Raw genomic sequence first — 25,355 nt, 5'->3', positions numbered from 1 at the left:
ATTTTCATGACAACGTTACCCCATAAACGTTATTTTAGCGAAGGCTTAATTCACCAGTATGTCATAGGGGTTGTGTGGTTTGATGATAAATGGGGCTATATTTTGTGGATATTCAAGCCTTTGGGAGTGTGTGGAAGTTTGTAGAAAAATGACGTGTTTATTCGAGCGGAGCTTTGAATTCATCTGTTCAAGAGCAAACGCGGTTCCGATTCAACCCCCGTCCGGCCTGTCTTTCCAAAGAAATGGAACACACGTTCTAAGATTGAGATTAACGAGATGCATTTTCCTTGTTTGGTTATGGCTGTAAAATGACTGCCACAATGTTCACGTAGAAATCTGTCGAAGGGTATAATTAATAGGCCTTGCCGACAGAAATTTTCCAGTGTTTTTTTTAAGTAGAATCTTTAGGTTGCTGGGAAGTTTCTTTATTTCTCTTGCGATAAATGAGTGATAAATATTAGAGATCATAATAAAGTTGGTGTTCTTTAAAATTTTGTAATAATAGCCTCTTCGTGGAATGGAAAAATAACTTTTCTCAAGGCCGTAATACTTAATAAAGAACGATTTAACACAGTAAGCTAACAGCCCTAAAGCTGCGCAAAAAAAACTGAATTGATAAAGTGGATTGATGACATGGTTGAAGCCGATAATAGTGTTGATTCTGTCTATGGGGTCGATAAATGGGGAATGGGTTTGGTTTCCGTTTTACCTAATGGTGATCTGGGCTTGAAAAATCCGTTGAAACCTGACGCTGTGGTAACCAGTTTGCCCGATATTATCAGCAATTTAAGCGAGCGTGGCATTCAGACGCCGTTGTTAGTTCGGGTGAGTTCATTTCTTGAGCAATCTATTATTGGGATCAATCAGAGTTTCGCAGAAGCGATTGAACGTTACAAATATCGTGGCGTCTATCGCGGCGTGTTTCCGATCAAGGTCAATCAGCAAGCACAGGTGATCCAACGTATTGTTGAGTTTGGACGGCCGTTCTCTCACGGGTTGGAAGCTGGATCAAAGCCTGAGTTGGCGATTGCTTTGGCGCACGATCTCGCCAAGGATGCGATGATTATCTGCAACGGGGTCAAAGATGCTGATTTTGTCCGTTTGGCTGTCTTGTCACGCAAATTGGGCTTCAACACTGTTATCGTTCTTGAGAGCCCGAAAGAACTGGAAACCGTTTTACAAGTTGTGAAGGAAACCGGGCAAGAGCCTTTGTTGGGGGTTCGCGTTAAACTCACCAATGAAATCAGTGGTAACTGGGCCAAAAGTTCTGGTGATCGTTCGACCTTTGGCATGCACACGGATCAGCTTGTATCTGTGATTGATCGATTAAAGGGCGAGGGGCTTTTACATTGTCTGAAGTTGCAGCACTCACATTTGGGATCGCAAATTCCAGATGTTAATGATGTGCGCCGTGCTGTGGGCGAGGCTTCACGCTATTTTGTTGAACTCATCCGCGAAGGTGTACCGTTGAGCCATTTGGATCTCGGGGGCGGTCTGGGTATCGACTATACGGGCGAAAAGGCCGTTAATGAGAACTCCATGAATTATTCCATGGCTGAATACTGTTCCAACGTGGTGGAGACAGTGTCCTACGTGATGGATGAGGCGGGGATTGATCATCCGATCCTGGTGACCGAAAGTGGTCGCGCGGTGACTGGATCTTCGTCCATGCTGGTCTTTAATGTCCTTGAGGCCACATTGTATGATGCCCAGTCCGCACCAGAACCAGAGGCCGAGGATCATCACCTGGTGTCTGATTTGGCAAAAATTGCAGATTATCTCAATTTGGATCGCTTGCAGGAATCCCTCAATGATGCGTCGTTTTATCGGACAGAGTTACGTGCGCTTTTCCGTCGGGGGTATATCGGCCTGCGCGAAATGGCCCGGGCTGAGCGCATTTATCTACATGTGATGTCAAAGATCAAACAGCTGGCCCCGGCCTTTGGGGAAGATCCGGTCATTGATGAGCAGATGGAAAAGCTGGTTGATATTTATCACTGTAACTTCTCATTATTCCAATCCTTGCCGGATACTTGGGCCATTGATCAGCTTCACCCGGTGGCGCCTTTGCAGCGTTTGAACGAGCAACCGGATCGTCGGGCTGTGTTGTCGGATATCACCTGCGATTCAGATGGTAAGATTGATAAGTTCATTCTGGCAAACGGGGTTTCGTCTGCCTTACCTGTTCATTCTCTTGATGAAGAAACGCCTTATTACGTCGGGGTGTTTTTTATTGGTGCCTATCAGGAAACCCTTGGTGATCTGCATAATCTGTTCGGTGATACCAATATTGCGACCATCGAACTGCGCAAGGATGGCGGCTTTGATCTCTTGCATGAACAAGAGGGGGATTCCGTCGGCGAAGTGCTGTCCTATGTTGAATACGATCCGCGCGACTGTATCGATGCTTTCCGCCAATTGGTCGACCGCGCCACGTCTGAAAACAATCTGCCAGCCTCTGACCGCAAAAACCTTATGTCGGCTTACCGCGCTATCATCAGCGGATCGACTTATTATGTGTAAGCGGGGATGGAGCTACAGCATCTGATCGTAGATTATGATAGGGAAGTTATGGGGTTTCCCTATTATTTCAACGCGATAACTAATTTGGTTAGGTCGTTGTAATAGGATCAGGGTGATTGTTTCTTTGAGTGAATGTATTGAATAAAACTCTCAAGATTTATCAACCAGCTTTGTTGTGTTTGATTGTAACTTTGATGAATCTCTTGGGGTAAAACGAGCTGGAGATTTGCCATTTCCATTTGGTTGGTCTGATGTTCTGATATTGCAGGCTCAAGTGTAACAAGATGTTTAAAATTCACTTTCTTTGCTTCTGTTAACACTTGCCTCCATCGGTCTTTACAGGTGGTTTTTACGCCAAGCATGGATAATGATTCAGAAGGGAATGTTGATGATCGATATTCTTCAATTCCGGGGAAAATGAAATCTGGTTTTTCTCTGTTTTCAGTAATGGCACCACGAGTATATTTGATATTCGATTGAATGAATATTTCTTCCAAATGATTTTCAAAGGCAAGGCCAACACGAGATTTTCTTCGATTTTGTACGCTGAGAGAAAAGGAAATGAAACCGTCAACATCGATATCTGTTTCAGATACAAAACCTTCTTTTAGCCTTTCAGATACAATGTATTTTTCAAGTTGGCGAAATAGAAGTTCTTCTCTGTTCATCCATGATATTAAGGCAGAATCAGAATCTGGGTAGTCAGTAATAGAGGGCGTATTTTCTCGTGCAAATTCAGAAAATTGGCGGGTTGTGGGGAACTTGTCGCCAAATCGGGATAATATCAATTCTATATCATTAGGATCTTCAGCGATTACTATTCCGAGTGCGTCAAAAATAAGTCGGGTAATAAAGTCACTTCTTTGAAGCTGTTTGGTCTCTTCAAAAGAGAATTGCGTACCCAAGTCTGGAGGTAATCCAAAAAGCCATAATAGCTGTCGTTCAATAGTTGACCCCGAGGCGGCAATAATCGCGAAAATTTCTCCATTCTTTTCTCTGGCAAGAATTAGAGTGTCACCTGCACTTGCTGATTTTGTCGCAATTGTTGAGCGGTAGTAAAGGCGATACTCTGAACGGGTTAAGTTATTACGTCGAGAGTCATACCAAGTCATAATCTCGGATGCTTTAATCGGATCATTTTCATCGTCAAGATAGAGAAAACTGGTTTGAAACTTAACAGGTTCGGCCTTACCCAATAGCTTTTTCAGATCACGAGTGACATTGAATTCATGCTGGTTGGAGCTGGATGATTCTATTTCTACGCGGCTCAAACGTTTGGCGCAAATGCCGGTAAAGTAGTTGGCAAGTAAGCCTTGGCTCATCTATTTTCCTCGTATTTCCAGTGTGGGACGTGACAAACGGTATCTGACATAATTATGGATTATTTCTTTTATTCAGCTGCTTTTTTTCTTTCTATCGATAGTAGGCTCATTATATGAGGCTTCATGTAGCGGGCAATATCTTCAATAACGGGTACGACAACCGAGTTTCCAAACTGCTGATAGGCCCGTGTATCGGAAACAGGAATTTCCATTGGCTTTTGATTTTTTTTATCGAATCCCATCAAACGTGCACATTCACGAGGGGTTAACCTTCGGGGGTTTTTTCCTTCCTGAGCAATCAGGATTTCACTTCCATCCTTATGGTAACGGGCAGAGAGGGTTCTGGCTTTTTGATTTGGAGTATTAAGGCTGTACCCAAAACCGTTACCCTTGGCTTCGTGTTTGGCCCTGTATGCTTTTAGATAATTCCAAAGTTTGTCTGAGAGAGTGTATTTACTGTTAACGACCGAGTTAACGTTTGAACCGGAATTGGAAGGGCTAATAGTGTAATGAGCATCTGTTGCTTCGGACACCTGGTGAAGGATTGTTTCAAGAACAGGGCCTTTATTCGGTGCTGCAAAAGATAAATCTTTAAATTCGAAGTTGGTATCTTCTCTAAACCCGGCGATGAATATACGCTCTCTGTGCTGAGGTACATACCCTTTTCCATCAATTATTTGGTGGCTGATTTTGTAACCAAGTTCATTTTCAAGCGCACCGATGATTGTTTCAAAGGTATCGCCCTTATTGTGACTTTTAAGATTTTTTACATTCTCAAGTAAAAATGCGGCAGGTCGGTGATATTTCAAAATTCTGAGAACATCGAAAAAAAGTGTACCTTGGGCTTTATCCATAAATCCGTGTTCTCTTCCCAAGGAATTTTTTTTAGAAACTCCGGCAAGAGAAAATGGTTGGCAGGGAAAACCTGCAAGCAGTACGTCGTGGACGGGAATATCCGAGGGTTCTAATTGAGTAATGTCGCCGACAATATTATGATCATCAGGAAAGTTGGCTTTATAGGTTTTTTGTGCGTACTCATTCCATTCAGATGTAAAAATACATTTGCCGCCAACAGATTCAAATCCCTTTCGAATACCCCCTATTCCTGCGAATAAATCAATAAAGGTAAAGTCGACGTTTTTTGTTTTGGTTTTCTCTTTTTTCCTGTCAATCATAACTTCCAAAATAAATAGGTCTGAAGGGCGAGGAGTAGTTTCTCCATTTTCCCAGCGACGAACAGTTTTTGAACATACTCCAACTACATTAGCAGCCTCTTCTATGGACAAACCGTTCTTTTCTCTTAGTTCTTGAAAGTTAAGATCGCTCATGATTGGTCTCTCTGGGAAAAATTTTGACTTATTGTTTGTTATAGTCCCTAGATAAAGTTGATGCAATTAATTTTTGTTCCTTATTTGTTCTTAATTTTGTTTTGTAGCTTTGTTATTATTTAAAAGTCACAGTGTTTCACATTGCCGTTAAAGACACGCGATGATCATGCGCTTAATTACTTGATAATATTGGGCGCAGGTTGCAGTCTGTGCACATTATTCTCTTCTACGATGCCTGTATGTGGCGGCGTGGAAAAGCTGATCTATTATCGTTCCGTACCAAGAGAAAATCATGACAGTTTTAAATACCAAGGACCTCGGCATTACCCTTGGGGCACCGCTCTTTCGCAAGCTGAACTTCAGTATGAACAAGGGTGATCATATCGGTCTGATTGCGGCCAATGGGCGGGGTAAGTCAACGCTTTTGAACTGTCTGGCCGGGACGGTGGAGCCAACAGAAGGGGATGTGACCCGGGCGCGTGGATTGCAGGTTGGGTACGTGGAACAGAACGTGCCGGAAGAGCTTTTAAGCCTGTCGCTCTACGATGCGGTGCTTTCGGCTTTACCAACCGAACAGGCCGAGTATGAAAGCTGGCGTGTTGATGTGGTCCTCAATGATCTTGCTGTTCCCATAGAGTTATATGAAAAACGGCTCAACGAACTGTCTGGCGGTTGGCAGCGGGTGACTTTACTGGCGCGGGTTTGGGTGGTTGAGCCTGATCTATTGTTGATGGATGAGCCGACCAACCATCTGGATCTGACGCGGATCGTATTTTTGCAAAACTGGCTCAAGACCGTTGCCCGCGACGTGCCTGTACTGGTCGCCAGCCATGACCGTGCTTTTTTGGACGCAGTGACCAATCGCACGCTGTTCTTGCGTGAAGATCATTCCCAGGATTTTGCATTGCCCTATAGCCAAGCGCGTGCGGCATTGGATGAAAGCGATGCAGCCAAGGAGCGGCAGTTTGAAAATGACAGCCGCAAAGCACAACAATTGCGTCGTCAGGCGGCAAAGCTCAAGAACATTGGGATTAACTCCGGCAGTGATCTCTTGATCACCAAGACCAAGCAATTGAAAGAACGCGCGGACAAAATAGAACAACAGTCCCAGTCTGCCTATAAAGATAAATCCGCCGGGGCAATTCGTCTGGTTAACTCGGACACCCACGCCAAGGCCTTGATTACTTTGAATGATGTTCAGGTTACCACACCGGATGGAAAGCTATTGTTCAAGACGGGTAAGCTCTGGATCAAAAAGGGGGATCGTGTGGTCTTACTGGGGCCAAACGGTACCGGGAAAACCCGATTAATTCGCATGGTGTTGCAAGCCTTGACAGAGGGACACCCGGAAATAAAAGCTGCGCCCACTGTGGTGCTGGGCTATTCGGATCAAAATCTTTCTCAACTGGACGAAAAAAGCACGCCCAGCGAAATCATTACAGATAAGTTTGACGTCGGAGATCAGCGCGCCATTGGCCTGTTGGCCAGCGCGGGCATTGGGATTGACCTGCAAAGCAAGCCGATATCAGCTTTGTCGGGCGGGCAAAAATCACGTTTGGCGATGTTGGATCTGAGACTATCCAACCCGAATTTCTATCTGCTGGATGAGCCGACCAACCATCTGGACATTGAGGGGCAGGAAGATCTAGAAGCAGAACTGCAAGCGCATAATGCCAGTTGTCTGTTGGTCAGCCACGACAGGACATTCGTGCGCAATACCGGGACCCGGTTCTGGATGATCGAGGGCAAACGCCTGATTGAAGTCGAAGACTCCGAAACCTTCTTTGCAGCATCTGTAAGCGAATAAGATTATAACTAACTGAGAGTAGCAGTATTTTTCGTAATCCTAGCCGTTGGAATTATCTCGAATTAGTATCGTTGAAAGCCATACATATGAAATTATCGAAACACTTTGTTGTCCTTTTAGTTGCCTTGGTTCTATGGGCTTGTGAAGAAAAAGCCGACCTTTCCCATAGTGAACAATATTCATACAAGGGTGTAGAATTTGTTTTACCCGGCAACTGGACCGTGACTGAGGATAGTGAAAGTGACGGATTTCGTTATATCGGAATTGAAACACCGGGGGACGCTGTTACCGGGATCTCAATTTTGGAAAAAGATGTCACAATTTCTCTAGAGGAATATGTCGATCTGATCATTAATAATTTTAACGATGAACTCCCGGTGGGATCCCGAAACCGTGGGGAAGTTTTTGAACTTTCACAAAACGCCAATAGCAACGCGGCTCAAGGGATACGAAATCAATTTTCTATCAAGGTCGCGAGCATCGAAGTTCCCCATACCGCTGATTTTTTTGAAATGAACTCCGCGATGAAACTGGTATTCATTTTCACCCAGGTTGCGGACGAAGACAGGGACATGGTTGCAGAAGGCTTTGTCAAAGTGGTGGATAGCTTTTCTTTGGAATAGGAAACGAGTTGGTTGAGGAATGTTATTGCGGCGCTGAACCGTCCGGTATGCCGAGGCAGATAACATAACCATCGGGATCTCTGAGATAGAGTTCTTTCATGCCGTACCACTGTACCAATGGGCCTTTGATTATCAGGTCTGGTGAGATTTTGTCGGCTAATTCATCAGGTGAAAATCCACGAAAATAGATGGTGCCAGACGCCGTGGGGCTTGAGCTTGGCGCGTAGCAGTCAAGCTCGCTTGCGAGGCTATCAGGGGTTTGTAACATTAACTGTCCCCCGGACGCAGGATCGCCCTCAACTCCTTTCCATTCAAGGGTGGCAAAGGCGACACCTTGACCGCTTCCTTCGAATGATACGTTGTTGGCAGGGGAAACAAATACAACGATTTTCATGCCGAGCAGGTCCCGGTAGAAGCCGAGAGACTGTTGAATGTCACGTACCATAAGGTTTGGAATAATCATCTGTTTTTCCCCTGTAAGAACGAATGTTAAGGCATCATAAGGTTGTTTTTTGCACCAGACAATTTGAAAACAAAACTGTTAAAGTATTATGATTTCAGTGAATAGTTACGTAATGCCCATTATGTAAGCTTATTTATCATAACTGTTCCGTCATGGATTAATTAGTTTCTGACTGGCACCTTACGACACCAAAAGGAACGGTGACATCGCCTAAGATTGTTGTCGCCAACAACGGGCATTTGGAGAGTTTTGGTTTTGCGCGCGGTCGCTTGATGCATATCTTTCTCTACGCTTCCATGACGCCTGAGCTGGATGCCAATGCCGTTACATTACTGGGCGGGCAATCCCGCTTGGGCATAACACCTGCTGATCCTATGGGCACAACTGTTCGTCGGATTGATTCACCACTCGGTGGAAACCGAATTGTTACGCGAACCTGTGCGAGTTTCCTGCCCGACATGAAAGCATCAAAAGCAGGCCTTGCCAGGGCTGTAGGGGTGCAGGAGCAAAAATTTAATGCCCGCTTTCCTGTGCTTGCCGGAATGAAAATGGAATATAGTTGGGCAGGGCATCTTTGCCTGAGTAAAAACAATGTGTCGGTCATGCGCGAAATTGATCAGAACGTCTTTTCCGCCTGCTGCCAAAACGGCCTCGGCACCGCGCGGGGGACCATGACAGGCATGGGTGCTACAGAACTGGCCAGTGGCCATCGTAGCGAAATTACGCAAGCTTTTGTGAGCGAGGCAGCGCCTCAAAAACTTCCGCCACGGTCGCTTTCTACGATTGGTGCAAATGTTTTTCTGCGTTGGAAAGAATGGTGCGCAGGGCGTGAGTAGGGATAATTTCTATAGCTAAGATATTGATTTGATGGTTATAGATTAATTGTACAATGCTGTTATAAGCGGTAGGGAAGTATTAATAAATCCTCGCTATCGTAATTTTTTTGTAAGTGCTGGTCCTTTTCGTATGGTGTTCTTGAGAAATATTAAATTTGTTTTCGGTGTCAGTTTTGTTTTCCTCTCAGTTTTTTATCCTCAGATATCAAATGCAAAAGAAAAATTGATCAAAGCTTGCCACGATGGGTGGCCGCCATTTTATTACGCGACATCAGAATATGAAGCAGGGGGTGTTGTCGTTTCGTTGTTAAACGAAATTGCAGCTGAGACGGGCTATGAAATTCAATACCGCCTTTTACCATTTAAACGATGCCTAAAACAGGTAGAGGAGGGGGAAATAGACTTCATCATGGCGACGAGTAATGATGGCGATAATGTATTAATGGGACGGACATCACTCGCGACATGGCAAGTTGGTGCAATTGTTCATCAAAACTATTCACAAGAACAGTTTTTTGGTCTCGAAGATTTTTCGGGTGAGAAAGTTTTGCTAATTCAGGAATATGTTTATCCCGAAATAATCAGAAAATTTGCACCTAATTGGATCATATCTGACGTTGGGTATTTCAACTCGGATGATTTGGATAGTATCCCGCATCCGTTTACAATGATTGAGAATGGGCAAGCAACGGTTTTTTTTGAAGATATCGTTTATTCTCAAAAAATAATTACTGACAATAAACTGAAACTCAAAGTATTAAAGCCTGCCGTTGCTTTTGAAAATCACTATATCGGGTATGCATTGGGGCGAGAAGAACTGTACAGAAAGTTCGAAAATGGTCTTAAAGAAAGAGCGGAAGACGGACGTTTGGATCAACTCTATAAAGACTTGCTGGGGCAAAGCTGGTCAGAGTTTGGCAACAAAGTAGGTCAGAACGTTAAGCTGTTTTAAGACTAAATAAAAAAGACAAAAAAGTCGGAGGTTATTAATAAAAGTAACTGCCCAACACTTTTTGGCGCCAGGCAGTTGTGAGATTCATCATTCTAAGATTTCAGATTAAAGTAGCTGACCAAATCAAATCATTACATGGTGTGTTATTCGTCAGGACCCAATCTGTCTAGGGCTTGGATCGCCATTGCAACACGCTGTTGGTCTGCGGGACGCAAAGGTAAAATTGGCAGGTGTGGTGACGCATCTGATAGCGACAGAATATTGACCGCGGCATAAACAACCCTCACGCTTCCAAATTCTTTGAAAAGAGTCCATAACGGTTGAAAAAAGCTGTCAATTCGTTGAGCTTCATCAACGTTGCCAGCTTGTGCGGCCTTAGCCAGTTTCATAGTCGGAACAGGGAAAAGGCCGCCGACCACGCTGTACCAAGTGCTTGCTCCTGCAAGAAGACCTGCCGCACAGCCCCAGTCGCCACTGTACCCAATGGTAAAGCCATCTTGTGTATTTTGATGCAGCCGTGCCAAATCAGATTCAAAAGCATCATCTTTGGGTAACGGCATCTTGGCGGCGGCGATGTTGGTTATTTTTGAGAGGCGTTCCAATAGAGCTAAAGAAAATGTGAAGTGGGTCGCGCCTGGATTATTATAGATACAAAGCGGCAAGTCTGTTGCTCCGGCAACCGCTACAAAATGCTGATAGACTTCTTCTTGAGTTAAGGGAGCATAAGAGACCGGGGCCAACAACAAACCATCTGCACCGCCATCGCGGGCGTCTCGGGCTAAATTCTGTGCTTCATCGGTTCTTAGTGCACCGATACCTACGATTATTGGTGTGTGTCCGCCTAGGAAATCAACAGCTGCTTTAATGGCACGCTGTCTCTCTGTCCGTGTCAGATAAACATAACCGCCTGTGCTCCCCAGAAGACCAATTGAGTTAACCTTAGCTTTAGCCAGGCGATCCAGTAGATGGCAAAGAGTTGTTGTATCAACTCGCCCCTGTGTGTCGGTCGGGGTGATTGGGAAGGCAGAGAGCCCGTGGAACAATGTCATGGTAATTTCCTAGTTTCGTGATGGAGGAGAGGCTGGAACCTCTTTGGCCTAAATAATGTCCTCTTGTATTGCGTACTTTGTAGTACGTTCTTTTTTTTAATTGGTATAGAGCCATTAAATTTTCTGGAATAGAGCCATTAGGAGATTTAGATGAAGACAGGAGAAATTTTAGATCTCACTTTATTTTAGTCCTTTAAAAAGGAAAGTCTAAATCTTGTGATGTGCGGGAACAAAGGGGCAGGATAAAGCTGTGGTCTGGATTTCTACACCGTGTTTTGTCATAATGAGCATCTATTGTTCCTGTCAGCCGACAATCAAACGGGATAGCCTCGCGCCCAAAACTGTAAAGGAGCCGTCATGTTTAAATTAGAAAAATTTGTTGAAGATTGTTGTACGGCTGTGCGTAAGGACCGTACACATCAATACGTATCTGAAATATTTGAACGGGCTTTTCGAGATCCTGTATCCATTGCTGCTGCTTTGGGGGAACCCGAAAAAGCGGGCTTAACGCCGATTTATTGTTCCCCGGATGTCACAATTCTCAATTTGGTCTGGAAGCCATCTATGATTATTCCACCTCATAACCATAATATGTGGGCAATGATCGGCGTTTATGGAGGACGTGAAGACAATATTTTCTGGCGTCGTATCAAAGATGATCCGGATGGCCGGATCGAAGCTGCTGGAGCTAAGGCATTGGGAACGGGAGATTATGCCCCTCTTGGCAGTGATATTATCCATTCTGTTTCCAACCCGATACCTAAGTTGACTGGCTCAATTCACGTTTATGGTGGAGATTTTTTTGAAGAAGAACGTAGTGAATGGGAGCCAGAAACCCTCGCCGAACAACCCATCGATTTGGATAAAATAAAGGCGCTTTTCAACGATTAAAATTAGTGTGACGTGGTTTTATTCTACTTCGCGGCAGGATCTATAGTTAATGTTTGGTTGTCAGTGAAAAAGTTAGCCTTTCATTTATTGATCATAACAACCCTAATATATTAAAATACCTCGCTATTCTAATATAAGGGGTATACGCTCGTAATATATTTAAGATGACTTTAAATATATCCACTGCGTATTTTAAAATACATTATTTAAAAGTCGTAGCAGATCTTCTCTAATATCGTTAGATGACTGAAGGAAAAGGCTCTTATGTCTTCCATGTCGAGAAAAGAGGAAGATCTGCTTTTTATGCCAGATTTACTCGCTGCCGAGTATCGTAAAGGGCGTAATATTGCCTACATTCTGACGTTTATGACCTTTATGTTTTTTGTCGTCTTTGGAATTTGGGCATCGTTGACTGAACTTGATGAGGTCACGCGTGGAGAGGGTACATTTACACCGGCCCAGAAAACTCAGATTATTCAAAATCTTGAGGGAGGAATTATTTCCGAAATCCTGGTTAATGAAGGAGATATTGTTAACAAAGGCGATATCCTAGTACGGATTAACAATTCATCTGCAAAGGCCAGTGCAGACGAATTGGAAAGCCAGCGTAAAATACTCTCAATTTCTGTTATACGAATGACCGCAGAATTATATGACACACCGCTGGAGTATTCTCAGGATGAAATTGAAAGATCTCCAGATGAAGTCGGGGACCAAACGGCACTCTATACAGCCCGAAAGAATCAACAGGCTTCTCAAATTCAAGTAATTGAAAATCAGACCGGGCAACGCCAGCAGGAAATATCAGAGGTCAACAGTCGTATTGGACAACTTAAAAACTCCCTGGGGCTCGCCAAACAAGAATATAACATCACGAAACCTTTGGTTGATAAGGGGGTTTTACCACGTCTACAGCTTATCCGTATCAATCGTGAAATTGTTGATCTTCAAGGGGAAATTAAAACACTTGGTGTTGGATTACCCCGATTACAAAACGCGGTACTTGAATCAAAACTACGCATTGAAGAAATGATTCTGACAACCAAAGCTGAGCTTTCTGACGAATTGAACCGGGCGCGCTCCGAACTGAAATCCATAACTGAAAGTATGGAGGCCGGGGCTGATACTGTGAGGCGTACAGATGTTAAATCACCTGTATACGGTACTGTCAAAGAACTTAAGCGAAACACAGTTGGTGGTGTGATTCGTGGTGGTGAAGATATTGTCGAGATTGTTCCCCTTGATGATACGCTGGTTGTCGAAGCAAAGATCCGCCCCTCTGACAGAGCATTTCTGCTTCCGGGGCAAGAAGCGACAATCAAGGTGTCAGCTTATGATTTCTCTAAATATGGCGGATTAAAAGCAAAGCTGGAGAGAATATCGGCAAGTACTATCAAAGATGAAGAAGGTGAAAATTTTTATCGGATCTATCTGCGTACTGACGATAATAAAATTGTCAGTAAGGGGAAAGATCTTGAAATTATTCCTGGGATGACTGCGACTGTTGAAATTATGACAGGTAAGAAAACCATCATTGATTATCTGCTGAAACCAATATTCAAAGCCAGAAATTCAGGAGAGCAAAAGAAAATAGAAAGCCCTGAGGAAAAAGTTAACCTTGAGGAAAAAGATAACCCTGAGGAAAAAGAAAATTTCGAGAAAGTGTCAGTGAATATACCAGAAAAAGCAGCGGAATGATTTTGGCTAGCCCTTTAGCAATCTTTCTGTTTTGGTGGGATATCTTTTGAAGAGTTTCTGTCTTAGGCCTTCTTACTGACTTTCGCATCTTTACGCTGTTTATCCATGTAGCGTTCTAAACGCCGTTTGGAGACTTCGATGCGGTGGTCTTCACGCTCCAGATCACGGATGGCTTTTTGTACGTAGGCGAGATGGTCACAGGCCGCATCGTGAGCTTGGTCAGGGTTACCCGCCATAATCGCGTCGTAAATGGTGTGATGCTGAGCAAGCAGAAGGTCGCGTGATCCTTGATGGGTGTAGAGTTGTTTTCTACTCAGGAATACGCCTTGTTTGAGAACTTCGACCATGGATCGGATGACGTGGAGTAAAACCACGTTGTGGGCGGCTTCGGCGATGTTCATGTGGAAGTCGGCGTCAATACTGGCTTCCAGTTCCAAATCTCCTTTTTCATGAGCTGCATCCATGGCCTCTATACAGGCAGTAAGGATGGCACGATCGGCATCGGTGGCACGCTCAGCTGCGAAGTAGGCGGCGTTGCCTTCGGAGATGGAACGAAATTCCATAAAATCATCGACAGTATCGGGATGATTTTGAAAGATCGCGGTGAGGGGGGTCGTAAGAGACGGTCCGAGGAAATTTTTAACCAAAGTCCCTCCACCCTTTTGGGTTTCTAGCAAGCCTTGGGCCTCGAGTTTCTGCAAAGCTTCACGTAGAGAGGGTCTTGAGACATCCAGTTGTAGAGCTAAATCGCGTTCTGCTGGAAGATATTCACCGGGAGGTAACACGCCCTCAAGGATGTAGCTTTCAAGTTGTTTGGCGACGGTATCGGATAGTTTTTCGGATCGGATTTTTTTGAGTGCCATCTCTGGTTTCTTATGTAATTCGAATTTTGGTAATAATTTTTTACCACTTTACATTATTGGTAAAATTATTTATCCAATATGTCAATGTTTCATCTGATGTGAATTAAGAGGGATCGCTTGTTATGGCGCAGGTACTGGAAATTGCAGATTTAAAAAAGTTGGCCCGACGTCGGGTGCCAAAAATGTTTTTTGACTATGCTGATTCCGGCTCCTGGACCGAAGGGACGTACCGCGCCAATGAAAGTGATTTTGAGAAAATAAAGTTCCGCCAGCGTGTCGCCGTAGATATGACGAACAGAACACTGGCCAGTCAGATGGTTGGCCAAGACATTTCCATGCCAGTTGCTATCGCACCAACGGGATTGACGGGTATGCAGCACGCTGATGGTGAAATTCTCGCGGCTCAGGCCTGTGAAGAAGCGGGGGTGCCCTTCACGCTTTCGACTATGTCGGTATGTTCTATCGAGGCTGTGGTAGAAAAGACCACCAAGCCTTTCTGGTTTCAGCTTTATGTGATGCAAGACAAGGATTTTGCCGGACGTTTGATCGACCGGGCCAAGGCGGCGGGGTGTTCTGCGTTGGTACTTACCCTTGATCTTCAAATTTTAGGTCAACGGCACAAAGATTTACGCAATGGTCTCTCAACACCGCCAAAATTTACGCCGCACCACATTTGGCAGATGGCAACACGTCCGCGTTGGTGTCTTGGTATGCTCGGTACCAAGAACCGAAGCTTTGGTAATATTGTCGGTCATGCCAAAGGGGTAAAAGATCTAAGTTCTTTGTCTTCATGGACTGCAGAACAATTTGACCCAAAACTATCATGGGATGATGTTGCGTGGATTAAAGAGCGTTGGGGAGGCAAGCTCATTCTCAAGGGTATTCTTGATCCTGAAGATGCAGTTATGTCGCTCAAAACCGGAGCTGATGCGATTATTGTTTCCAACCATGGCGGTCGACAACTTGATGGTGCTATTTCTTCCATTGAAGCGCTGCCTGAAATTGTCGAGGCGGTCGGTGATAAGATAGAAGTTCATATGGATGGCGGTATTCGTTCAGGCCAAGATGTACTCAAAGCCTTAGCTCTGGGGGCCAAGGGGACTTATATTGGACGCCCGTTCCTTTATGGGTTGGGGGCAATGGGCAAAGCTGGTGTTGCCAAGTCAATCGATATCATCCGTAATGAAATGGACATTACCATGGCCCTGTGCGGAAAGCGTGATATCAAAGACGTGGATCGATCCATCTTAAGATAATTGATGGAGAAAAACGATTTTTGATATGTGTAAAAAAATAAAGGGTTATGCTCTAGACATAACCCTTTGTCGGTAAAGTAATGGAATTTGAAACAGGTTTGTTCTCTAGGTCGGTTTATGTTCTTTGATCCAGATCAGAGATAAATTTTTGGCTTCGGTTATGTCTTCTGGAGCCATTTTTTCGATCAGTGGTCTGAGACGCTCTGCATTATGGTCAATGTATACGAAGCCCTGTGTAATCATTTCGGGCGTAGGTTTGTAAGTATCACCTGCGACTTCCGATGCTGTGTGATACCACATGTAAGCATGTAAATCGCTTTGTTCTACGCCATACCCGTTGAGATAGTTATCACCGACCATCGTCATTGAGTCTGTATTACCAAGTACAGCAGTTTTTAAAAGCCATTTATGTGATTGAGCCAAATCAATGGAAATACCGTTCTCCCCTTTTTTGTAAATCCGAACCAGTTTACTTATTGCGCATATGTTGTCTTGCTCTGCAGCCGAGAATAGCAGCTCGAGTGCCTTGACGTTATCTGGTTCAATGACCTTATCGACGGGCGTTCCTGAGTCGACATCATCTTTTATCCCTTCAAAGTAGATGTCAGCCAGTTGGCATTTTGCAAAGGCATGGTCTTGGGCAACAGCCTTTTCCAGCCATGCTACTGCTTCTGTTGCCTTTATTGGGTTTTCAAAAAACAAAAGAATATAATCAGCCAACTGGACCTGCGCATCAGGGTTGCCTTGTTTGGCTGCGGCAGTAAACCAGTCTTTTGCTTTTTCTTTATGTGCAATAGAGGCTTCGCCGTTATTCAAGTTAATGCCTTCACTAAAATAATACATGAGACCAATTTGGTGCTGGGCGCGTGGATCCCCCTGTTCGGCGAGAGGAAGTAACAATTCGAAGGCGGTTTCATAGTCTTCGTCGTCATATGCCTGAATGCCTTGCTGATATATCTGTTCTAGCTTTGACGTGTCTGCAAAAACGGGGGAGGTTGTCATAAGGGTAAATCCGATAAGGCAGGTACGCAGAACGTTTCTCGTAAATATTTTAGAATGTTTCATTCGCTGTGGCCTTGATGAAATGGAATGTTGGATATTCATTGAGTGGGCCGACGTGAAACAAAGTTCAAAATTAAAAACAGAAATGTCGACAGGCACAAAAAACCATGACCCAAGAATGGTTTGAATATTCTTTGGTTATAGGAAAGCGATTGAATAGGTGGCTGTTTTCTACGGCTGATCAACCAACCCAACCAGAATGTGATTGCCTTTATCGTCGAACTTAAAGACACCGTATTTGGCATTGTTGTATTTGTCGGCGTGACCTTCTTGGAAAAAGAAAGAGTCTGGGACAATACGGATACGACCATATTTGAGGTGGTAGTAGAGCCGTTTTTCATCATCACTCAAAGGCGTACCATCATCAAAACGTTGGAAGACGGCGATCCTTTGCGTATTGGGCTTGATGATCAAATGACTGCTTTTTGCCTCAGGAATAGTTGTATTGCCTGTAAATATTCTTTCAATCTCATAACGCAGGCGCATGTAATCGCCCTGGATCAGGGATCGGGGATCAGCCGGGGCGAGTTCAAGCAGAACGGTTTCACCGTTTTCAATGATCTGTTCTTTGTCATAAACGGCATAGTTCAGGATGACGAGAACGATTACGGAGAGGGCAATCATGATCTTTACACGCATTTTGCATCTCCTTGCTGACGCTCAATTAATCGTTTGGGATCTTGGTCCCAACCTTTGAGTGTCAGATAGAATTTACCTGCCAGTAGGACCAAGCCACTGCTGATTAGAACGATCGATTTTTGCAACAATGTGATATCGAGGTTGTAGTAATAGAGACATAAGAACACTGGAAGCAACAAGGTCCCCAAGAGCGTGTATAATCGCTCGTGACGGGCATAACCAAAGATCATCAAGCAAATGGCCAAGATTGCACCAGGGGCGGAGAGCAACCCCAAGAGTACGGCGCCAGTAATACTGAGTAGAACGGGTTCACGTTTAAGGTTCTCTCTTCCGCCAGCCGCCCAGGCGATGAGAGCAATTAAAGCAAGCCCCAAGAGAACATTCACAACAAATGGCATAATGATAATCCGGTCGTCCAGATAGCCAAATTCCGCATGAGAACTAAGAAAAATCACTGATGCGCACAGAGAAATAACAAGTGCTTGTGCAATCGGTATAAAGCCGGGTCGAACTTTCGGATTGATTAGTAAAAAGGCTGCGGCCCCTAACTGAAGGGCGAAAAAGCTATTGTAGAGAATATCTTTGGAGAGACCATGATGATCATTCCAGAGAATGTTCAGTAAAATAGAGATCAAAACGAAGCAAGAAGACAGGAAGCGCTCAATTGATAGGCGGTATATGGGATAAGTTACAGCTGTGATTACGAATGCAGCAAAATTGATGCCCCAGCTATCTCCACCGAGCCATTCTGTCGCACCAAATAGAAAGAGCAATTTTCCTGTTGCTATCAAAGCAAAGGATGCCTGAAGGAAAAAACTCTGTTTCAGAGAGTGGTTGGTCCCCATTACCCGGTATATGCTCATGGCAGCACCGATAAAGACTGCGCCCCAAACCATGGCTTCTATTTCATTATTAAAGCTGATGATATCTGTCACAACCAAAAACCCGATGAAACAGATAGAAGCTATGAAGGCCCCGATCCCAGCCAAAATCTTTTGGTAAAAGGGAAGGTCAGGATCTTGGTGTTGTTTCAAAATAAAATTCTTTGGGGATGTCTCTGGTTTAAGAAGTCCTTTTTCTCTAAGAATCTGGAGAAGGTCATTTGCAGTATAATCCTGTCGTTGAGCATGGTTGTGGAGATCAGGCATTTTCAATCTCCAACTGCTCGGTTAATCGTCGTAAGAACAAGGTCAGGCCTGTTACCACACCAATTGTCATCAACCCCATCATAAGGAACATGGCAGCTTCTTCTCTGTTTAGGATCTCTGAAATGGATTTGATAACAACGACTTCGATAAGGATACTGGTTGAAATCACAACCGCAGCCAGCGACCACATATCTTTGATACGGGTGCGATAATAAAAATAGATCGCAACATGTCCAATAGCTCCCAGAAGAGCTCCCAATAGAAGAGAGGTGTTGGCTTCGTCAGGCTCAACGATCAGGATGAGCATAGGGGCAAGCATTAGGATAAGGCTGGCAACCAAAAGAACCCAGCGGGTCCATCCAAAATTTAACCAGTGGAACTTAGGCTTAGGCGCGCAATACTCTCGGCCCACAAGGGCGGTGGTGTTAAACAAGATCATCAAAACAAGAATGAAAGGCTCGTTTTCTCGCTCTGGTAATACGGCTTGATCCCACCAAAGAACGATAAAGATATTGGTAATACTGAGCCAAAATATCCAATGAGTCGCAAAATTAGATATTATGGTCCAGCCCAATGTGAGTAAGGCCCACATCATGAAAAGTTGATAGGCATCGGCTCCGGTTTGATAAATTTGCCCAAAAACCGCCAGAAAAACCCCGACAAGGACACTGGCCGATAGCAGAGATAACTGTCCCGATAGTTTGCTCAAAGAGCAAAAGTAAGCTGATATCAAACTGGTGATGAGGCCAAATTCGATAAGGCCCAGCTTGAAATGCGGTGGCATTTTTGCCCAGTTAAAGGCAAAGAAATAAACAATACCGGAAAGCACAAAGCAAACGCCCAGTCCAAGTAATAACCGTGCAACCCAAAGTCCCCAGTGATTATGTGGGATCAAGATTTTCAAAGCTTCGTCTCTGGCCTGTCGGGTGATTTGACCGTGGCTGAAAAGTTGATCTATCAAAGCCCTGTTTGCAGGAATATGGTCGAGGCCCAAAGTGTTTTTTTTGTTTGAATTCAACGCTGTCATTAATTATACCAGCTTAATATCATTTGGTTGCGTACTTCTGATCCGAGAACAGTTCGGTTGTTTTTTATAAGCACGTATGAAAGAAGGTTTATATCATCTGCGGTTGCAGATGATAGGTCAATTTTCTTTTTGTATCAATGGTATCGGCGTGAACACTAAGCTTTAGCTTGTCGTATTTTTATATCAGGTTAAAAATATTAATAAGGGAATCAAATTGGCTAAAGTCTTTTTAATCGTGGGCAATACCGGGGCTGGTAAAAGCACCTATTCAACGCAGTTGTCTGAGCGTGAAAATGCGATCATCTTTTCTGTTGATGCGTGGATGAAGACGTTGTTTTTTATGGATATGCCCGATCCGCCGTCCTATTCCTGGGCGCTAGAGCGCACGCAACGTTGTGAAATTCAGCAATTGAGCGAGAGCCTTAAAATACTGGACAAGGGGATTTCGGTTATCCTCGATATCGGTTTTTTTGCGAAAAGTCAGCGCGCACGGGTGCAGGATTTTTTAACCGATCAGGGTGTGGTGTTTGAAACCCATTTTCTCGACGTTAATAAAGCCACCCGTTGGGAACGCGTCAATCACCGCAACCAAGCCCAAACGGAAACCTATCAATTTGAAGTCTCTCGCGAGAATTTTGAGTTCTGCGAGACTATTTTTGAACCTTTGGATGATGTAGAACGTACGCAAGCGGTGGTCGTTTCCGAGTAGGATTTGATTTAAATAGGTATTACGTAAGGCAGATAAAAGCTGTACCCAAGGTAGAAATATACTGTAATTCCGAATAAACAGAGTATTAATTGCTTGGTATTACTCTTTCTATGTACCACCACTGTATTTAAATGCTGATCCCAGTATGTTGTTTGCTGCATCGTTAAATCAAGATAACCATAAATTTGAGTGATCAGAGATATTATAGGAATTCCAAAGGCTAAGCCCTTTAGTAAAATAAGCCACTCACGTTTGAAAGCTATGGATAGGTTTAGTGCTTTATACTTATGATCAAGAACTTTTATCCCGAATAAGAATTTGCCAACCGTATTACCAGCGATAGCCATACATATCGTATTAAGAGTTAAGACAAGTGCAATAAGGCTTATTTGGCCGAGGAAAAGGGCTGTGGCAAATTCCAAGTGTGAAGATTGATCAAGGAAACCATAGAAAAAGTCTGGGCTTACAACTAAAGCCGAAGAATAAATAATTAGATTTGAATAAATAAAAATATCAACCCAACTCGCAAAATATCGTCTCCAGGGATGAACAGTTTCGTCACGCCAATTACTTGCTTCTTGCTGGCCGGTAATCGTTTTTTCTTTAATTGGGGGGATGTGTTCCAACTCTTTTTGTGAAAAATCATCTTGGCGGATATCCAGGTCTTTATATGAGGTCCACTCTTCTGATCCTTCGGGTCTAACGAAATTATAGCCCGCAATTTGTTTTTTTTGGTACAGGGTAAAGAGCTGTAATTTTGTAATGGGACCGAATTCAGTATTGTTAGACCAATAATACCAAGCTTGCATTGTTAACCTGATTTTTGAAGTGTTCTGACGATGATGGATGATACCCCCAGCTATAGTATTGATCTTATTTATTCACAAGTTTTAACACTAAATATTACAAAGCTGGGTTGGTTTTTCAAATATTAAATTTAATGTAATTTTAAATAATAATACCTATGGTTGCTAAATGATGCCGCTGATAAGTTAAGGAATGTTGGCTGTAAAGCGCATAAGAAACTGTCTTAAGGGATGTAAAGGTCAGGTATGCTAAGGTTCTTACAAGTCCTTTGATCGTAGGAATGTATATCGGATTGAGCTTGAGGCTAAAGAACCAGGAAGAAGCGGTTTAATAATCAGGTTGAATCTTATTGATTCTTGAGGGATTTGTAATCCGATGCGAGTGTTTTATAAGATATTGATATCAGGCATATTTTTCTTACTGATATTTTTTAGCATCATGATTTATGCTGGACGGTTTTTTTATAATGAAGGAGTAATTCTGGATGCTTCTTTAACACGTTTGAAAGATACGGAAGGCAAGCTCAATACTCTTATCAAAGCGCAACATACCATCGAAGTGGCAATTTTATCCTATAAAGGGTATCCGGGAGAAGGGTATTTAAAAAAGCTCGCTAAAGCGGAAAAGGAAATTGAAAAATCCCTTGTTGATCTTAGAGAAATTCTACCTTCCCTCAAAGGGCGTCGGTTATTAAGTGATTATATTGAACAACGATATGGCATTAAGATTATTCGTGCTGAATTTTTAGGTGTGATCAAATTAAAAGATCGTGAAGCTATTAATACCTCTTTTATCCGTTGGTCTAATAAGCGCGATGAAATGCACACCGTACTTGATCAGATCGTGGCTTATAACATTAACCAGATGGAATTAACCTTAAAAGAATTTTCTGCCTCTCGAGATACTTTTTTTAACGTTGTTATTGGATTGTTTTTTGTTGGTATAACATTGATATTACTATTTTTTCATCTCTATAGGCGGATTGTATTAGAGCCGATAAATGCTTTGAAAAACATGGCAAATAGTTATGCTCAAGGAAATTTCTCCGTGGAAGTTCCTGACTTTCTGCTCCATAAAAATGGCGATTTCTATTCTCTGTCACAATCCTTTTTGGAAATGGCAAAGGAATTCAATAAAACCACCAGTTCACGCGATGAAGCGCAAAGAATGGCGCAAAAACTTGACGATGCCCGGCATAGCATAGAGGCAAAAGCTCGGCGGCATATTTCAGTATCGGAAGCTCTGTCTCTTGCCCGAGACGAAGCAGAAATGGCAAATAATGCTAAGTCGGAGTTTTTGACTTCTATGAGCCATGAGATCAGAACGCCCATGACTGGGGTAATGGGGCTTGCTGATATGTTGCTAGACCAAAATCTGGACGAAAAAAGTAAGGATATGGTTTTCAAGATCAAAGATTCAACCCGGTCTTTGATGCGAATCATTAATGATATTCTTGACATGTCAAAGATGGAAGCTGGCAAAATGGAATTGGAAAATATTGATTTCCATCTCCCATCTTTGATACAGGAAACGTTAGATCTTTTTGCCGATGAAAAAAACAGGCAACAGATAAAAACTTTATATTTCAAGACAAATTTTGATGACAAATTTCCGGTTGGTATCAAGTGTGATCCGATCCGAATTCGCCAAATATTGGTCAACCTGATTGGTAATGCGATAAAATTTACCCGAGAGGGAGGTATTACTGTTGAATGTGAGGTAATCCGTACTCTTGATGGGAACCCTTTATTACGTATTGCCGTATGAGATACAGGACTTGGTATTCGTCCAGGAGCTATTCCAAAACTGTTTACCGAATTTACCCAGGCAGATGCTTCAATTACCCGGCGTTTTGAAGGTACAGGTCTTGGTCTTGCGATTTGTAAGCGGCTGGTTGAACTTATGGGGGGGGGAAATAGGTGTTGAAAGTAAGTTTGGTAAAGGCTCTGTCTTTTGGTTTACGTTACCTTATATTCCTGCAACGACAGAGGTGCATGATAATAACAAAGTGAGCCATTCACAGGGACTGGGGTTTAAAGTTTTAAGGACTTTATCCATTTTGTTGGTCGAAGATAATAGTATTAATCAGCAAATCATTACATCGATGATGGATAGCTTAGGACATAAAACGGATGTGGCTGAAAATGGAGCGGAAGCAACAGAAAAGCATATGGAGCATGACTATGACCTGATTTTGATGGATGTACGTATGCCTTTGATGTCCGGCCCAGAGGCTACACAGGTTATTCGTCAAATGAAGGGTGAGAAGGCACTAATCCCTATTATTGCTCTGACTGCAGATGCTATGGAGGAAAGTAAAAAGGGATACTATGAGGCGGGTATGAATGATGTGGTGACCAAACCCATTGATCGCGACGTTTTCCTTTTTACGATTGACAAAGTCCTCGGAGAAAAAATTCACATATCTCTTGCAGAAACAGAAGAACCGGTCTTGTTACATAAAAAACCAGAGACAGAGATTACGGATGTGATAGATGGGGAGAATAGAATTCGTAAAGGGGAGGGGCATAATGCGGAGCAGTATGGCCAAGGCGTTCTCGATGATCTTGAAAATCTGTTACTGGAAATTGATCAAATCGAAGAAACCGAGGTAAATTCAAGCAGCAACAAAGTCGCTCGATTAAGAAGATAGGGGCAGAAGTGGTTGATTTTTTTTGGTAATCAAGCGTTGCTATAAGGAATGTATCACCAAAGAATAACGCCCAGAAAATATTCTCAGTACAAAATGCAGGCTTTTGGCGTTGATGAAAATCCATATGAGGATGTCAGCTCAAGACGTTATTCTGGGCGTCGGTTTATTCGGAACTAAGGGGTATAAGCGTGGAAGTTATGCCAATTTGTACCAAAAATCGAGATCGACACTTTCCGGGGCAAACATACCTAGGAGTTCCAAGCACGTGTCGTCTTGAATGTAACCGTTACAGATCCTTCGTGCCATGCCAAGGTTTTCGACAAAGGCAATCTCCGAATAGGTAGTGTCGTCTATCTGCCCCATAAAATGTGCTTTGGATTCAGAAAATCTTGAAAGGTACTTCTCTTCAATCTTTGTTGAGATATCGAGCATGGTTCTTCGAGTGAAATGGGTGTTGGGGCTAAAGGTACCAAATTCGATGCAGGAGAAATCTTCAGGTATACGAACATCTTCTTTGAGAATTCTATTGGGCGTCAACCGGATCGTTTCCGGCTTGAGCAGGGCCATAAATTCCTGAGAGCTTTCAGCAGTGGGATGATTTTCTGACATTGCCATAAATGATGCTTCGTCTACCGCCATAATTGCGTCGGCAAACTGGCCTTTGTTATTGCCTAGAAAGCAGTGCATGGCGATGCCATTTTGTGTGTTGAGAAAATCTCTCTGCCACTTCAGGGCTGCTTCGATTAGGTCTTCTGTTGCGACATCGGTACGTTTTTCATAACGCGCAAACCCTAACATTTTGAGCGGACCTAAATTTTTTTTTAGCATAACAGGTGTCTCCGTTTTGTATGTATTACAGTATTTAAAGGGATAATCGTGGGGCTTTTAAATTCACGATCTTTCCCGATGCGCAGGGTTATACTGGATACCCCTGACAGTTTGTGTCAGGGTGATTTTGTTAACTTGGAAAAATCATGCGAATACAGAGACTCTTTTCAATTTTGGATCGCCTACGCGCGCTCAGACACCCAGTATCGGCTGAAACCTTGGCCGAGGATCTTGGGGTGTCCTTACGCACGATTTACCGGGATATGGTGACCCTGCAATCCATGGGCGCGCCGATCCGTGGAGAAGGGGGTGTTGGATATCAGATTGAAAAAGGGTACTTTCTACCACCTTTACATTTTGACGCAGATGAACTGGATGCGATTATCATCGGCATGCGTCTGGTGGCTGCACGGGGAGACAAGCCTCTGGCGGATGCGGCAACCCGGGCTTCAGCAAAGATTTCTGCCGTTTTACCTGAAGATATGGAAGACAGCTATTACGATACGCCTTTATTGGCCTATTCGGTCCAGCCAAAATCAGAAGAGGAAACCATCGATTTTCTCAGCCCCTTGCGTACAGCCCTGCGTGATCGCGCTCTGTTGCATATTGAGTATCTGGATTTGAAGGATCAATTGAGTAAACGCGATATTCGGCCTTTGGGGTTAACTGCTTTTGACAAGGTATGGCTCTTGACCTCCTGGTGCGAAAAAAGCAACGACTTCAGAAGCTTTCGGGTCGATCGCCTCAAGGCCGTCGAGCGCACGGGACAAACCTTCCGCCGCGAACCCGGTAAAGAATTCAGGGATTACCTCAAAAGATTGTAGAGGTTTTGTATTAAGCAAAAACTTTAAGTATCAGAATTATAAGGTAC

24 protein-coding genes are annotated in these 25,355 nt (G+C 43.5%); 13 read left to right on the top strand and 11 right to left on the bottom strand.

Features of this window, described 5'->3' with window-relative positions; translation table 11 throughout:
• The first annotated feature begins 633 nt into the window (after positions 1-633).
• Positions 634-2,523: a biosynthetic arginine decarboxylase gene (gene speA / locus ACFSKO_RS08525; RefSeq protein ID WP_380250467.1), complete on the top strand. Its 1,890-nt coding sequence runs from the start codon at positions 634-636 to the stop codon at positions 2,521-2,523.
• 107 nt (positions 2,524-2,630) lie between these two features.
• On the opposite strand, the gene ACFSKO_RS08520 is transcribed toward speA, so the two are convergent.
• Together ACFSKO_RS08520 and dcm are read right to left on the bottom strand one after the other, a co-directional pair.
• Positions 2,631-3,845, bottom strand: a complete 1,215-nt coding sequence (locus ACFSKO_RS08520) for a type II restriction endonuclease (RefSeq protein WP_380250465.1) — start codon at positions 3,843-3,845, stop codon at positions 2,631-2,633.
• Between the two features lie 68 nt (positions 3,846-3,913).
• The gene (gene dcm, locus ACFSKO_RS08515; protein WP_380250463.1) at positions 3,914-5,173 is read right to left on the bottom strand and encodes a DNA (cytosine-5-)-methyltransferase; all 1,260 of its coding nucleotides are present in this window, start codon (positions 5,171-5,173) and stop codon (positions 3,914-3,916) included.
• 292 nt (positions 5,174-5,465) lie between these two features.
• On the opposite strand from dcm, the gene ACFSKO_RS08510 reads away from it, so the two are divergent.
• Together ACFSKO_RS08510 and ACFSKO_RS08505 are read left to right on the top strand one after the other, a co-directional pair.
• A complete protein-coding gene (locus tag ACFSKO_RS08510; RefSeq protein ID WP_380250461.1) occupies positions 5,466-6,980 on the top strand; it encodes an ABC-F family ATP-binding cassette domain-containing protein in 1,515 nt (504 codons plus the stop codon).
• Between the two features lie 86 nt (positions 6,981-7,066).
• A complete protein-coding gene (locus tag ACFSKO_RS08505; RefSeq protein WP_380250459.1) occupies positions 7,067-7,603 on the top strand; it encodes a hypothetical protein in 537 nt (178 codons plus the stop codon).
• Between the two features lie 22 nt (positions 7,604-7,625).
• On the opposite strand, the gene ACFSKO_RS08500 is transcribed toward ACFSKO_RS08505, so the two are convergent.
• The gene (locus ACFSKO_RS08500; protein WP_380250457.1) at positions 7,626-8,066 is read right to left on the bottom strand and encodes a VOC family protein; all 441 of its coding nucleotides are present in this window, start codon (positions 8,064-8,066) and stop codon (positions 7,626-7,628) included.
• A 200-nt stretch (positions 8,067-8,266) separates the two neighbouring features.
• Between ACFSKO_RS08500 and ACFSKO_RS08495 the strand changes: the two genes are divergently transcribed.
• Together ACFSKO_RS08495 and ACFSKO_RS08490 are read left to right on the top strand one after the other, a co-directional pair.
• Positions 8,267-8,902 carry an FAD-binding oxidoreductase/lyase gene (locus ACFSKO_RS08495; protein WP_380250455.1) on the top strand — a complete coding sequence of 212 codons (636 nt, stop codon included), beginning with the start codon at positions 8,267-8,269 and terminating at the stop codon, positions 8,900-8,902.
• 139 nt (positions 8,903-9,041) lie between these two features.
• Positions 9,042-9,854, top strand: coding sequence for a substrate-binding periplasmic protein (locus ACFSKO_RS08490; RefSeq protein ID WP_380250453.1), 813 nt, complete (start codon positions 9,042-9,044; stop codon positions 9,852-9,854).
• Between the two features lie 143 nt (positions 9,855-9,997).
• On the opposite strand, the gene ACFSKO_RS08485 is transcribed toward ACFSKO_RS08490, so the two are convergent.
• Positions 9,998-10,903, bottom strand: coding sequence for a dihydrodipicolinate synthase family protein (locus tag ACFSKO_RS08485; protein ID WP_380250451.1), 906 nt, complete (start codon positions 10,901-10,903; stop codon positions 9,998-10,000).
• 357 nt (positions 10,904-11,260) lie between these two features.
• Here ACFSKO_RS08485 and ACFSKO_RS08480 point away from each other — a divergent pair, with 357 nt between their 5' ends.
• Both ACFSKO_RS08480 and ACFSKO_RS08475 read left to right on the top strand, forming a co-directional pair.
• Positions 11,261-11,794, top strand: a complete 534-nt coding sequence (locus tag ACFSKO_RS08480; protein ID WP_380250449.1) for a hypothetical protein — start codon at positions 11,261-11,263, stop codon at positions 11,792-11,794.
• A gap of 273 nt (positions 11,795-12,067) precedes the next feature.
• Positions 12,068-13,492: an HlyD family type I secretion periplasmic adaptor subunit gene (locus ACFSKO_RS08475; RefSeq protein ID WP_380250447.1), complete on the top strand. Its 1,425-nt coding sequence runs from the start codon at positions 12,068-12,070 to the stop codon at positions 13,490-13,492.
• A 62-nt stretch (positions 13,493-13,554) separates the two neighbouring features.
• On the opposite strand, the gene ACFSKO_RS08470 is transcribed toward ACFSKO_RS08475, so the two are convergent.
• Positions 13,555-14,355, bottom strand: a complete 801-nt coding sequence (locus ACFSKO_RS08470; RefSeq protein ID WP_380250445.1) for an FCD domain-containing protein — start codon at positions 14,353-14,355, stop codon at positions 13,555-13,557.
• 122 nt (positions 14,356-14,477) lie between these two features.
• On the opposite strand from ACFSKO_RS08470, the gene ACFSKO_RS08465 reads away from it, so the two are divergent.
• A complete protein-coding gene (locus ACFSKO_RS08465; protein ID WP_380250443.1) occupies positions 14,478-15,611 on the top strand; it encodes an alpha-hydroxy acid oxidase in 1,134 nt (377 codons plus the stop codon).
• 105 nt (positions 15,612-15,716) lie between these two features.
• Here the strand turns inward: ACFSKO_RS08465 and ACFSKO_RS08460 are convergent, their stop codons facing one another.
• The 4 genes from ACFSKO_RS08460 to ACFSKO_RS08445 form a co-directional block, all read right to left on the bottom strand.
• Positions 15,717-16,676, bottom strand: a complete 960-nt coding sequence (locus ACFSKO_RS08460) for a tetratricopeptide repeat protein (RefSeq protein WP_380250441.1) — start codon at positions 16,674-16,676, stop codon at positions 15,717-15,719.
• 168 nt (positions 16,677-16,844) lie between these two features.
• Positions 16,845-17,312, bottom strand: coding sequence for a GDYXXLXY domain-containing protein (locus tag ACFSKO_RS08455; RefSeq protein ID WP_380250439.1), 468 nt, complete (start codon positions 17,310-17,312; stop codon positions 16,845-16,847).
• On the bottom strand, positions 17,303-18,460 hold the full coding sequence (locus ACFSKO_RS08450) for a DUF4401 domain-containing protein (protein ID WP_380250437.1): 1,158 nt from the start codon (positions 18,458-18,460) through the stop codon (positions 17,303-17,305). The genes ACFSKO_RS08455 and ACFSKO_RS08450 overlap by 10 nt, the downstream gene beginning before the upstream one ends.
• On the bottom strand, positions 18,453-19,487 hold the full coding sequence (locus tag ACFSKO_RS08445; protein ID WP_380250435.1) for a DUF2157 domain-containing protein: 1,035 nt from the start codon (positions 19,485-19,487) through the stop codon (positions 18,453-18,455). Before ACFSKO_RS08445 ends, ACFSKO_RS08450 begins: the two co-directional genes overlap by 8 nt.
• A gap of 214 nt (positions 19,488-19,701) precedes the next feature.
• Here ACFSKO_RS08445 and ACFSKO_RS08440 point away from each other — a divergent pair, with 214 nt between their 5' ends.
• On the top strand, positions 19,702-20,196 hold the full coding sequence (locus ACFSKO_RS08440; protein WP_380250434.1) for a P-loop nucleotide/nucleoside kinase family protein: 495 nt from the start codon (positions 19,702-19,704) through the stop codon (positions 20,194-20,196).
• An 8-nt stretch (positions 20,197-20,204) separates the two neighbouring features.
• Here ACFSKO_RS08440 and ACFSKO_RS08435 read toward each other — a convergent pair whose 3' ends face one another.
• The gene (locus tag ACFSKO_RS08435; protein ID WP_380250432.1) at positions 20,205-21,005 is read right to left on the bottom strand and encodes an RDD family protein; all 801 of its coding nucleotides are present in this window, start codon (positions 21,003-21,005) and stop codon (positions 20,205-20,207) included.
• A 373-nt stretch (positions 21,006-21,378) separates the two neighbouring features.
• Here ACFSKO_RS08435 and ACFSKO_RS08430 point away from each other — a divergent pair, with 373 nt between their 5' ends.
• From ACFSKO_RS08430 to ACFSKO_RS08420, 3 genes are read left to right on the top strand one after another with little or no spacing between them, the layout of a single operon-like run.
• Entirely contained in the window at positions 21,379-22,770 is a 1,392-nt protein-coding gene (locus tag ACFSKO_RS08430; RefSeq protein WP_380250430.1) for a histidine kinase dimerization/phospho-acceptor domain-containing protein, read from the top strand.
• Positions 22,771-22,785: 15 nt separating this feature from the next.
• Positions 22,786-22,929 (top strand): ATP-binding protein, encoded by a 144-nt coding sequence (locus tag ACFSKO_RS08425; RefSeq protein ID WP_380252247.1) that lies wholly within the window; start codon positions 22,786-22,788, stop codon positions 22,927-22,929.
• Complete coding sequence (locus tag ACFSKO_RS08420; protein ID WP_380250428.1) at positions 22,877-23,656, top strand: ATP-binding response regulator; 780 nt, start codon at positions 22,877-22,879, stop codon at positions 23,654-23,656. The genes ACFSKO_RS08425 and ACFSKO_RS08420 overlap by 53 nt, the downstream gene beginning before the upstream one ends.
• 195 nt (positions 23,657-23,851) lie before the next feature.
• Here ACFSKO_RS08420 and ACFSKO_RS08415 read toward each other — a convergent pair whose 3' ends face one another.
• Positions 23,852-24,484, bottom strand: a complete 633-nt coding sequence (locus ACFSKO_RS08415; protein ID WP_380250426.1) for a hypothetical protein — start codon at positions 24,482-24,484, stop codon at positions 23,852-23,854.
• Positions 24,485-24,630: 146 nt separating this feature from the next.
• On the opposite strand from ACFSKO_RS08415, the gene ACFSKO_RS08410 reads away from it, so the two are divergent.
• Complete coding sequence (locus tag ACFSKO_RS08410; RefSeq protein WP_380250424.1) at positions 24,631-25,308, top strand: helix-turn-helix transcriptional regulator; 678 nt, start codon at positions 24,631-24,633, stop codon at positions 25,306-25,308.
• Positions 25,309-25,355 lie beyond the last annotated feature (47 nt).

The sequence above is a fragment of the Kiloniella antarctica genome (assembly GCF_042682825.1).
GTDB lineage: Bacteria > Pseudomonadota > Alphaproteobacteria > Kiloniellales > Kiloniellaceae > Kiloniella > Kiloniella antarctica.
Note: the sequence above shows the minus strand (reverse complement) of the source record. Positions and strands in the feature narration are given on the sequence as shown.

What these genes read in the sequence shown, in the direction of transcription:
- speA (WP_380250467.1), top strand. Translation starts at nt 634, where the DNA reads ATGGTTGAAGCCGATAATAGTGTTGATTCTGTCTATGGGGTCGATAAA.
- ACFSKO_RS08520 (WP_380250465.1), bottom strand. Translation starts at nt 3,845, where the DNA reads ATGAGCCAAGGCTTACTTGCCAACTACTTTACCGGCATTTGCGCCAAA.
- dcm (WP_380250463.1), bottom strand. Translation starts at nt 5,173, where the DNA reads ATGAGCGATCTTAACTTTCAAGAACTAAGAGAAAAGAACGGTTTGTCC.
- ACFSKO_RS08510 (WP_380250461.1), top strand. Translation starts at nt 5,466, where the DNA reads ATGACAGTTTTAAATACCAAGGACCTCGGCATTACCCTTGGGGCACCG.
- ACFSKO_RS08505 (WP_380250459.1), top strand. Translation starts at nt 7,067, where the DNA reads ATGAAATTATCGAAACACTTTGTTGTCCTTTTAGTTGCCTTGGTTCTA.
- ACFSKO_RS08500 (WP_380250457.1), bottom strand. Translation starts at nt 8,066, where the DNA reads ATGATTATTCCAAACCTTATGGTACGTGACATTCAACAGTCTCTCGGC.
- ACFSKO_RS08485 (WP_380250451.1), bottom strand. Translation starts at nt 10,903, where the DNA reads ATGACATTGTTCCACGGGCTCTCTGCCTTCCCAATCACCCCGACCGAC.
- ACFSKO_RS08480 (WP_380250449.1), top strand. Translation starts at nt 11,261, where the DNA reads ATGTTTAAATTAGAAAAATTTGTTGAAGATTGTTGTACGGCTGTGCGT.
- ACFSKO_RS08475 (WP_380250447.1), top strand. Translation starts at nt 12,068, where the DNA reads ATGTCGAGAAAAGAGGAAGATCTGCTTTTTATGCCAGATTTACTCGCT.
- ACFSKO_RS08470 (WP_380250445.1), bottom strand. Translation starts at nt 14,355, where the DNA reads ATGGCACTCAAAAAAATCCGATCCGAAAAACTATCCGATACCGTCGCC.
- ACFSKO_RS08465 (WP_380250443.1), top strand. Translation starts at nt 14,478, where the DNA reads ATGGCGCAGGTACTGGAAATTGCAGATTTAAAAAAGTTGGCCCGACGT.
- ACFSKO_RS08460 (WP_380250441.1), bottom strand. Translation starts at nt 16,676, where the DNA reads ATGAAACATTCTAAAATATTTACGAGAAACGTTCTGCGTACCTGCCTT.
- ACFSKO_RS08455 (WP_380250439.1), bottom strand. Translation starts at nt 17,312, where the DNA reads ATGCGTGTAAAGATCATGATTGCCCTCTCCGTAATCGTTCTCGTCATC.
- ACFSKO_RS08450 (WP_380250437.1), bottom strand. Translation starts at nt 18,460, where the DNA reads ATGCCTGATCTCCACAACCATGCTCAACGACAGGATTATACTGCAAAT.
- ACFSKO_RS08445 (WP_380250435.1), bottom strand. Translation starts at nt 19,487, where the DNA reads ATGACAGCGTTGAATTCAAACAAAAAAAACACTTTGGGCCTCGACCAT.
- ACFSKO_RS08435 (WP_380250432.1), bottom strand. Translation starts at nt 21,005, where the DNA reads ATGCAAGCTTGGTATTATTGGTCTAACAATACTGAATTCGGTCCCATT.
- ACFSKO_RS08430 (WP_380250430.1), top strand. Translation starts at nt 21,379, where the DNA reads ATGCGAGTGTTTTATAAGATATTGATATCAGGCATATTTTTCTTACTG.
- ACFSKO_RS08415 (WP_380250426.1), bottom strand. Translation starts at nt 24,484, where the DNA reads ATGCTAAAAAAAAATTTAGGTCCGCTCAAAATGTTAGGGTTTGCGCGT.
- ACFSKO_RS08410 (WP_380250424.1), top strand. Translation starts at nt 24,631, where the DNA reads ATGCGAATACAGAGACTCTTTTCAATTTTGGATCGCCTACGCGCGCTC.